Raw genomic sequence first — 8,520 nt, 5'->3', positions numbered from 1 at the left:
ACCCCGGCCCAGTAAGGCCCCGCCGACCCAGAGTTCCGAAAGCGCGCCGCAGGGCGCGCTTTCTTCTTTTGATCAACAGTTCGATTCGCCGAGGCCCATGCGTCGTTCGCGAATCATGGAGTAAGGTGTCCGCCCATGGCTCGCTATGTGTTCATCACCGGCGGCGTGGTTTCCTCGCTTGGAAAAGGCCTCGCCTCCGCCGCTCTCGGCGCTCTTTTGCAGGCGCGCGGCTACAAGGTCCGCCTGCGCAAGCTCGACCCCTATCTGAACGTCGATCCGGGGACGATGAGCCCCTATCAGCACGGCGAGGTCTTCGTGACCGACGACGGCGCCGAGACCGATCTGGACCTGGGCCACTATGAGCGGTTCACCGGCGTGTCGGCGGCCAAGTCCGACAACATCACCACCGGCCGGATCTATTCGACCATTCTGGAGAAGGAGCGGCGCGGCGACTATCTGGGCGCGACCGTCCAGGTCATTCCCCACGTCACCGACCAGATCAAATCCTTCTGCCTGACCCCGGCCCTGACGGATGCGGGCGAGGACGTGGACTTCGTCCTGGTCGAGATCGGCGGCACGGTCGGCGACATCGAGGGCCTGCCCTTCTTCGAAGCCATCCGCCAGCTGGGTCAGGACCTGCCGCGCGGCAAGAGCTGTTTCGTCCACCTGACCCTCTTGCCCTTCATCAAGACGGCCGGTGAGATGAAGACCAAGCCGACGCAGCATTCGGTCAAGGAGCTGCGCTCGATCGGGATCCAGCCCGACATCCTGCTGTGCCGCTGCGAACAGCCGATCCCGCCCGAAGAGAAGCGCAAGATCGGCCAGTTCTGCAACGTCCGCGAAAGCGGCGTGATCCAGGCGATGGACTCGGCCGACATCTACGCCGTGCCGCTGGACTATCACCGCGAGGGGCTGGACAAGGAGGTCCTGGCCCATTTCGGCATCGAGGACGCGCCCGAGCCCGATCTGACGCGCTGGCGGGAGATCGCACGGCGCCGGCTGCAGCCCGACGGCGAGGTCACCATCGCCGTGGTCGGCAAATATACGGTGCTGAAGGACGCCTATAAGTCCCTGATCGAGGCCCTGCACCACGGCGGGGTCGCGAACAACGTCAAGGTCAATATCGACTGGGTCGAGGCCGACACCTTCGAAGGCGATCCGGAAGCCTGTGAGGAGCGGCTTCAGGGCGCCCACGCCGTTCTGGTGCCCGGCGGCTTCGGCGAGCGTGGGTCGGAAGGCAAGATCGAGGCGGCGCGGTTCGCCCGCGAGCGCAACATCCCCTATTTCGGCATCTGTTTCGGCATGCAGATGGCGGTGATCGAGGCGGCGCGGAACCTGGCCGGTTTTCCCAAGGCCTCCTCGACGGAGTTCGGCCCTACGACCGAGCCGGTCGTGGGTCTGATGACCGAATGGACCCAGGGCAACCAGCGCGTCCTGCGTCAGCAGGGCGGCGACCTGGGCGGCACCATGCGGCTGGGCGCCTATGAATCGACCCTGGCCGAAGGCTCCCGCATCGCCGAAATCTATGGGACCACGACCATCAGCGAACGGCACCGCCACCGCTATGAGGTCAACATCAACTATCGCGAGGCGATCGAGGCCAAGGCCGGTCTGGTCTTCGCCGGGCTGTCGCCCGACGGCGTCCTGCCCGAAACAGTGGAGCGGCCGGACCATCCCTGGTTCATCGGCGTCCAATATCACCCGGAGCTGAAGAGCCGCCCCTTCGCGCCGCATCCGCTGTTCGCCAGCTTCATTGCGGCGGCCGTGGTGCAGAGCCGGTTGGTGTAAGAACGGCGTTCACGGACCTGCGATTCCGGTTGGCGTCCTTTTTGCGATAAAATGCCTGGAACGGATCGAATTGGGAGGATCCGACAGGATGGACCGTCGATGATCGGCGCCTTGCTCTATCACCTGCACCGGCATGTCCGCCTCGTGCTCATTGTCGCGGGTCTCGGGCTCATGTTCGGCGTCGGCGTGATCGGCTATGAGGTCGTTCGCGGCCTGGCGGCGGCGTCGGCCCACCCGGCGCAAACCGGGCGGGCCTGAGCCGTCAGTCGATCTTCAGCCGCATGAAGACCATGCCGCCGTCCGGATCGCCGCCGTAGATCGGCTCCAGCGCGTCCGGCACGCGGTTCATCGCATAGAGGGCGCCCAGGCCGAAGCGGACGCGCGGGGCGATCCGCCAGTCGCGGACGGCGCCCACAGACGCCTTGCCCACCGTATAGAGCGGGCCATGGCCGCCGTGGTCGCCGGGAACCAGTTCGTCCGTTTCGATCCGCTCGGCGCGGGCGAAGACGGTCCAGCGGTCGTTCGGATGGAGGGCGGATTCCAGCAGCCAGCCGTCCTTGGATTCATCGTGACTGTTGGTCTTGCGGCCCCAGGCCAGGGTCGAGGACCACCAGCCGGTCTCGCCCAGGCGGCGGGTGTGGAGGACGCTGGCCGACCATTTGGTCTCGTCCTCGTCAGGCTCGAGCTGTTCCGGAGCCGAGACATCGGCGTAGGAGGCCTGGAGGGACCAGTCGGACGACGGGTTCCAGGAGGCCCGCACCGACCAGCTGTCCAGCTTCGGCTCATCTATGCCCCAGCGTTCCTCGTCCGGCTCGCGCCCCTTGAAGGCCGAGGTCTCGATCTTGAACCGGTCGTGGGCCCAGCCCAGGGTCGTCACGCCGAAGACGATATGGGTCGAGTCCAGCCAGTGGTGGGTGATGGGCGCCTCGGGACTGTCCATGGCGCTCATCCGGTGCATGAAGGCGGGCGGGCCGAAGGCGGGCTCGCCGGGCAGGCCGATGTAGCCGTACAGGCTGTCCTTTTCCGACAGGCGTTTCGAATAGCTGGCCGACAGCTCCATGAAGAAGTCGTGCGGATGCTGGCGGTCCACCAGGGGATCGACGCCGTTCGCCGTTTCGCCGGCGGCCAGCAGCAGGGGATAGCCGGACTTGCCCATCAGGGGGTCGGGGCTGAGCATGGCGCGCAGGTTCAGGGTCGAACCGTCGTCGAGGTCACGGCGAGCCGTCGTCATCAACATGCCCGAGACGAAGGTCTTGTCGCCGCCGCGCGGGCCGGATTGGGTGTCGTAGGTCAGGTTCAGCAGGGCGTGGGTCATCACCGTCCAGTCGCCCCGGACGGTGTGGATGCCGGCATGTTCGCCCGAGTCGGGTTGCCAGCTGGTGCCTGAGGCGTCGCGGTTCATGGGCCAGGGGCCGTAGGGGCTGGTCATGGCGTGGGCCATGTCGGCCATGTCGTGGCCGGCGTGGGGATCGGCGGCCGGCTCCGCCTGGTGGTGAGAATGGTCCTGCGCCGTCGCCACCTGAGCGAGGGCGAGCAGGGAGACGCCGGCGAGGGCGCCGACGAGCGTATGGGGAGCCATGATGGCCTCCTTGAATGATCGGGACTGAGGGCGCCGCGAGAGCGCGTCGGTTCAGGCGATCAGGAGGCGGGGTGGGCCGGGCTCGGGCGAAGGCCGACGGCCTGACGGCAGGGCCGGCGAAACGGCGGTCAGGCGAAGCGGCGCCGCCGCCGTCTGAGGACGGGCGGCGGGCGGAATGGTCGGCGCCGCGACGCAGGCGACGCAGCAGGTCATGGCCTTCATGGCCTTATCGGGGCCTTTGTCGGGGGCCTTGCCGGACGGGTCCGGGGTCGCATGGCCCATCTCATGGCAGGGCGGCTCGGCCATGGCCGGCCCCGCCCCGACGCCGAGGGCGCCCAGGGTCAGCACCGCCAGGGCGCCGATCAGCAGCAGAAGGGACGAGACGATCTTCACGCCGTTGAGGATAGGCGTAGCAACCCGGCGTCGCAATGGATCGCCTGCGTCCTTCACCGCACCGGCTTCTTGTCGACCAGGGGCAGGCCGGGGGCGTCGGGCGGGGTTCGGCCGCCCGGGCCCAGTTCCCGCTGCATGAAGACGACGTCGCGCCAGTCGTCGTGTTTCCAGCCTGCCGCCTTGAACACCCCGGCGTCGGCGAAGCCGCGGGCGCGGTGCAGGGCGATGGAGCCCTGGTTCGCGGAGTCGCCGATCACGGCGACCATCTGGCGCAGGCCGAGCGCCTCGCAATGATTGATTAGTTGATCCAGCAGGGCGCCGGCGACGCCGCGGCCGCGGGCTTCTGGCGTGACATAGATCGAGTCCTCGACCATGTAGCGATAGGCCTGGCGGGTGCGGAACGGCCCGGCGTAGGCGTAGCCGACCACGCCGCCGTCGATCACGGCGACCAGGCGGGGCAGGCCCAGGGCCTGGACGGCGGCGAAGCGGGCGGTCATCTCGATCTCGTCCGGCGGCTCCAGCTCGAAGGTGCCGCGCCCGTTGGCGACGCTTTCGGCATAGATGGCGGTGACGGCCGCCATGTCGGCGGGGGTCGCCTCGCGGATCTGGACCTCAGACCGCATCAGCCCAGCAGCCGCGCCGCCTGGGGGGCGAAATAGGTCAGGACGCCCGCGCAGCCGGCGCGCTTGAACCCGTGCAGGGTCTCAAGGATGGCCCGGTCCTGGTCCAGCCAGCCGTTGGCGATCGAGGCCTGGATCATCGCGTACTCGCCCGAGACCTGATAGGCGAAGGTCGGGACGCGGAAGGTTTCAGACACACGCCGGACGATGTCGAGATAGGGCATGCCCGGCTTGACCATGACCGCGTCGGCGCCTTCCGACAGGTCCATGGCGACCTCCTTCAGGGCCTCGTCGGAGTTGGCGTAGTCCATCTGATAGGTCTTCTTGTCGCCCTTCAGCGCCCTCGAGGAGCCGACGGCGTCGCGGTAAGGGCCGTAGAAGGCCGAGGCGTATTTGGCCGCATAGGAGAGGATCAGGGTGTCCTGGAAGCCGTTGGCCTCCAGGGCCTCGCGCACCGCCTGGATGCGGCCGTCCATCATGTCCGAGGGGGCCACGACGTCGGCGCCGGCGTGGGCGTGGATGAAGGCCTGTTCGGCCAGGCGATCCAGGCTGGCGTCATTGACGATCCGCTCGCCCTCCAGAACCCCGTCGTGGCCGTGGTCGGTGTAGCAGTCCAGCGCCACGTCGGTCATGATTCCGATCTCGGGCGCGGCGTCCTTGATGGCCTTGATACAGTCGGGGATCAGGCCGTCGGGATCGGTGGCGCCTGTGCCGACCGAGTCCTTGATCGCCCCATCGACGTTCGGGAAGAGGGCCAGCATCGGAATGCCGAGGTCGCGCGCCTCGACCGCCGCCTTTGCGGCTTCCTTGGGCGACAGGCGGAAGACGCCGGGCATGGAGGCGACGGGGACGCGGTCCTCGGCGCCGTCGTGGACGATCAAAGGCCAGATCAGGTCGGCCGGGGTCAGGACGGTCTCGGCGACCATGCGGCGCACCCAGGGGCTGGCGCGCAGACGCCGGGGACGGGCGAGCGGGAAGGGGGCAGGCTGGTAGGGGAGCATGGCGAGACCTTGGAAATCTGTCGCCGGACTAGCGCCGCCGGGGCCGGGGCGCAAATCGCGTGAGGATTCGGATCGTTTCAAGCGGGATAGCGGCTTGCGCCGGGCGACGAAATGCGAGCCTATCGCGACGAACTGAGGGAGACGAGATGATGAGACGATGGGCGGCGGGCGCGGCGGTTCTGGCCCTGGCGGCGGGACTGTCGGGATGTATCATCATCGCCTCCGACGGCGGCGACCGGACGGTGGTCGTGGACAGCGCGTCCTCGTCCGCCCCCGCCTATGTCTCCCTCTATGCCGACGCCGTCGCCGATCCGAAGCGCCCGGCCGAGGAGGCGGCGCGCGATCCTCTGCGTCATCCAGCCGAGATCCTGGCCTTCGCCCAGGTCGCGCCCGGCGACAAGGTGGCCGACATCCGCCCCGGCGCCGGCTATTTCACCCGTCTGTTCTCCGACGTGGTCGGGCCGACGGGCCGGGTCTACGCCTTCGTGCCCGAGCGGACGATGGCGCGGGAGAACCCCCTGGCCGACGCCCTGGTCGCGGCCTATCCCAATGTGACGCGGGTCAACGGCCTGCTGGACTCCATGACCTATGACCAGCCCCTGGACCTGGTCTTCATGAGCCAGGAGTACCACGACTTCCACATTCCCGGTTTCAACACCGATGTGGCCAGGATGAACGCCGCAGTGTTCGCCGCCCTGAAACCCGGCGGCCGCTATGTTCTGATCGACCACCAGGCGGCGCCGGGGACGGGGATTTCGGCGGTCCAGACCCTGCACCGGATCGAGGGCGATTATCTGAGGCGCGAGGTCGAGGCCGCCGGCTTCGTCTTTGAGGCCGAGAGCCGGGCGGTCGCCAATCCCGACGACGACCACAGTCTGAACGTCTTCGACGCGGCTATTCGCGGCAAGACCGACCAGTTCGTCTATCGCTTCAGAAAGCCGGACTGAGACCTCAGCGCCGGCGCGGGGCCAGGATGTCGGACAGCCGGTCCGGGGTTCCTTCGATCCGCTCCAGACGCGGATAGCGCAGGCCGTCGTGATAGTCGAAGGCGACGGTGCGGAACCGGTCGCCGGACTTGATCAGCAGCTCCAGGGGGGCGTCCGTCCCCTTGGCGGCCGTGACGGCGTCGCGCAGAACCTCGGCCGAGCCCGCCTTGCCGTTGACGGCGACAAGCGACCAGCCGGCGCCGATCCCCTGTTCGAAGGCCGGGCCGCCCCAGCGGATATTGGTCAGCTTGTCACCCGACAGGCTGAAGCCCAGCGAATATTGGAAGTCATTGGCCCAGCCGCCGTTCACCGCCTTTTCGTCGGCGTTGGGCGTGTCGGTATAGGTCAGGCGCCAGCCGCCCCGTTCGATCCCCGCCAGGGGCGCGCGGGCGTCCGGGCCGACGGCGTCCAGCCTTTCGCGCAGGAAGCCGGCCCAGTCGTGCGGATGGACGGCGTTCAGGGCGGCGACGACCTGATCGAAGGTGTAGCCCTGGGGCGCCCAGGCGCCGTCGCTGTGGCCGAAGAAGGCCCGGGCGAAGTCGTCGAGCGACTTGCGCCCGTTCGTCTCGGCCCGGATCAGGGTGTCGGCGTCTAGCCAGACCAGCAGGCTTTCGCGATAGTAGTCGCCGGTGCCCCGCATCCAGGAGGGATATTGGCCGGGCACGCGGTAGCCCAGGAGATTGTGGTTGTTGGTGTCCTGAAGGGCGCGCCACTGACGGCCGGGCTGGTTGTCATAGAAGGCGGCGATAGAGGCCAGGGTCGCCAGGGCCACCCCCTTGGAATGCAAGCCCGAACGGGCGGCCAGGACATCGCCCCAATATTCCGTCTGGCCCTCATAGACCCACAGCAGGGTGTTCTGGGTCGGGACGTTGTGGTTGGCGGTCAGCTCATCCGCCGGGCGCATGAACTTGCCGTTCCAGGAGTGGGTGTATTCGTGGGGCAGAAGGGCGCGGTCCCCGGCGCTCTTGGCCCAGTCGGTGAAGAAGCCTGGGGCGCCGGTGTTCTCGGAGGAGCGATGATGCTCAAGGCCGATGCCGCCCATCTGGTCGGTCAGGGCGAAGAGGAACTCATAGTTGTCGAAGTGACGGGCGCCGAACAGGCGGTCGGCCTGCTGGACCATGTTCTCGTAGAGCTTCAACTGCTCTTCGGTGGCGGCGAGACCTTTCTCCTCGTCGGCGAGGAGGTTCAGGTGGACCCTTGATTCAGACGGGGCGCCGTTCGGGTCGATATCGACGCGGCGGTAGTGGGCGCCGGCGAAGACCGGGCTGTCGATCAGGGTGTAGAGGTCGGTGGTCTCCAGCCGGGCCAGGTCGCCGTCGCGGCCTTCGGTCTTCAGGGCCGTGCCGTAGTTCCAGCCGGCGGGCAGGCGGATGGAGGGGGCGACCTGGATCTGGCGGCTGAAATAGCCGGCCGGATAGAGGATGGCCTTCTCCCACTGCAGATTGACCATGGCCGGGGTCATCAGGACGCGCCAGTTGGAGCTGTCCGGCTGGGTCAGCTGTTCGAAGGCGACCTCGATCGCCGTCACGCCCGCCGGAACGTCCAGGTGGAAGGCGTAGGGGTCGAGGGTGTCGCGCAGCCATTCCAGCCTCTGACCATTCGCCGTGACGGTCAGACCGGCCAGCAGCTGGATAGGGCCGGTGGCGGCGTGGTTGCCCGGCAGATATTTCGGATAGAGCAGGGTCAGCGGGCCGGGAGCGGCGACGGGTATGGTCTGGCTGACGCGGATGATTCGCCGGTCCAGGTCGGTGATGTCGGCCCGGTACTGGATGACGCCGGGATAGGGTTTGTCCGCAGGGGCGGGGATGGTTGGTTGGGGCCGCGGCAGGGCCAGGGACGCGTCGCGCGCCTCGACCACCACCGGCGTCGACTGGAAATCCTGGGCCAGGGCTGGGGCGGCCGTCATCAGGGCGGCGAGGCAGGCGGCGGCGGTCAGGCGGGTACGCGGCATCAGGTCATCCGAACAGCAGGGCAGATCTGCACCGTCGGGGAGCGGGCAAGGGGCGTCAAGTGCAGCAGGCGCGGTGCGGCGTTAGAGCCCCTCCTTCACGGCGCCACAGGGTGGGGAGGAGACAGTGCTGTCTCCTCCCTGTCGCAAGGCGATGGGGCGGCGGCTCGGAGCGAAGCGGAGAGACAGAAAGGGGGTCTACCGG

Annotated in this window: 8 protein-coding genes; 3 read left to right on the top strand and 5 right to left on the bottom strand. The window is 68.0% G+C overall.

The window, feature by feature from the left end; all coding sequences use genetic code 11:
- The first annotated feature begins 135 nt into the window (after nucleotides 1-135).
- Both pyrG and AC07XS_RS13400 read left to right on the top strand, forming a co-directional pair.
- Complete coding sequence (gene pyrG, locus AC07XS_RS13405; RefSeq protein ID WP_054765579.1) at nucleotides 136-1,788, top strand: CTP synthase; 1,653 nt, start codon at nucleotides 136-138, stop codon at nucleotides 1,786-1,788.
- 99 nt (nucleotides 1,789-1,887) lie between these two features.
- A complete protein-coding gene (locus AC07XS_RS13400) occupies nucleotides 1,888-2,046 on the top strand; it encodes a hypothetical protein (protein ID WP_182714821.1) in 159 nt (52 codons plus the stop codon).
- 4 nt (nucleotides 2,047-2,050) lie between these two features.
- Here AC07XS_RS13400 and AC07XS_RS13395 read toward each other — a convergent pair whose 3' ends face one another.
- From AC07XS_RS13395 to hemB, 4 genes are read right to left on the bottom strand one after another with little or no spacing between them, the layout of a single operon-like run.
- On the bottom strand, nucleotides 2,051-3,367 hold the full coding sequence (locus AC07XS_RS13395; RefSeq protein WP_182714822.1) for a hypothetical protein: 1,317 nt from the start codon (nucleotides 3,365-3,367) through the stop codon (nucleotides 2,051-2,053).
- A gap of 51 nt (nucleotides 3,368-3,418) precedes the next feature.
- The gene (locus tag AC07XS_RS13390; protein ID WP_231681258.1) at nucleotides 3,419-3,817 is read right to left on the bottom strand and encodes a hypothetical protein; all 399 of its coding nucleotides are present in this window, start codon (nucleotides 3,815-3,817) and stop codon (nucleotides 3,419-3,421) included.
- On the bottom strand, nucleotides 3,814-4,383 hold the full coding sequence (locus AC07XS_RS13385; RefSeq protein ID WP_182714823.1) for a GNAT family N-acetyltransferase: 570 nt from the start codon (nucleotides 4,381-4,383) through the stop codon (nucleotides 3,814-3,816). The genes AC07XS_RS13390 and AC07XS_RS13385 overlap by 4 nt, the downstream gene beginning before the upstream one ends.
- Nucleotides 4,383-5,381: a porphobilinogen synthase gene (gene hemB, locus AC07XS_RS13380; RefSeq protein WP_182714824.1), complete on the bottom strand. Its 999-nt coding sequence runs from the start codon at nucleotides 5,379-5,381 to the stop codon at nucleotides 4,383-4,385. The genes AC07XS_RS13385 and hemB overlap by 1 nt, the downstream gene beginning before the upstream one ends.
- A 146-nt stretch (nucleotides 5,382-5,527) precedes the next feature.
- Here hemB and AC07XS_RS13375 point away from each other — a divergent pair, with 146 nt between their 5' ends.
- Nucleotides 5,528-6,328: a hypothetical protein gene (locus tag AC07XS_RS13375; RefSeq protein ID WP_321208131.1), complete on the top strand. Its 801-nt coding sequence runs from the start codon at nucleotides 5,528-5,530 to the stop codon at nucleotides 6,326-6,328.
- Between the two features lie 4 nt (nucleotides 6,329-6,332).
- Here the strand turns inward: AC07XS_RS13375 and AC07XS_RS13370 are convergent, their stop codons facing one another.
- The gene (locus AC07XS_RS13370) at nucleotides 6,333-8,318 is read right to left on the bottom strand and encodes a M61 family metallopeptidase (protein WP_182714825.1); all 1,986 of its coding nucleotides are present in this window, start codon (nucleotides 8,316-8,318) and stop codon (nucleotides 6,333-6,335) included.
- Between the last annotated feature and the right edge of the window lie 202 nt (nucleotides 8,319-8,520).

Source organism: Brevundimonas sp. GW456-12-10-14-LB3 (assembly GCF_059424365.1).
The sequence above is the reverse complement of the archived record's forward strand: the minus strand, read 5'-3'. Positions and strand labels throughout refer to the sequence as shown.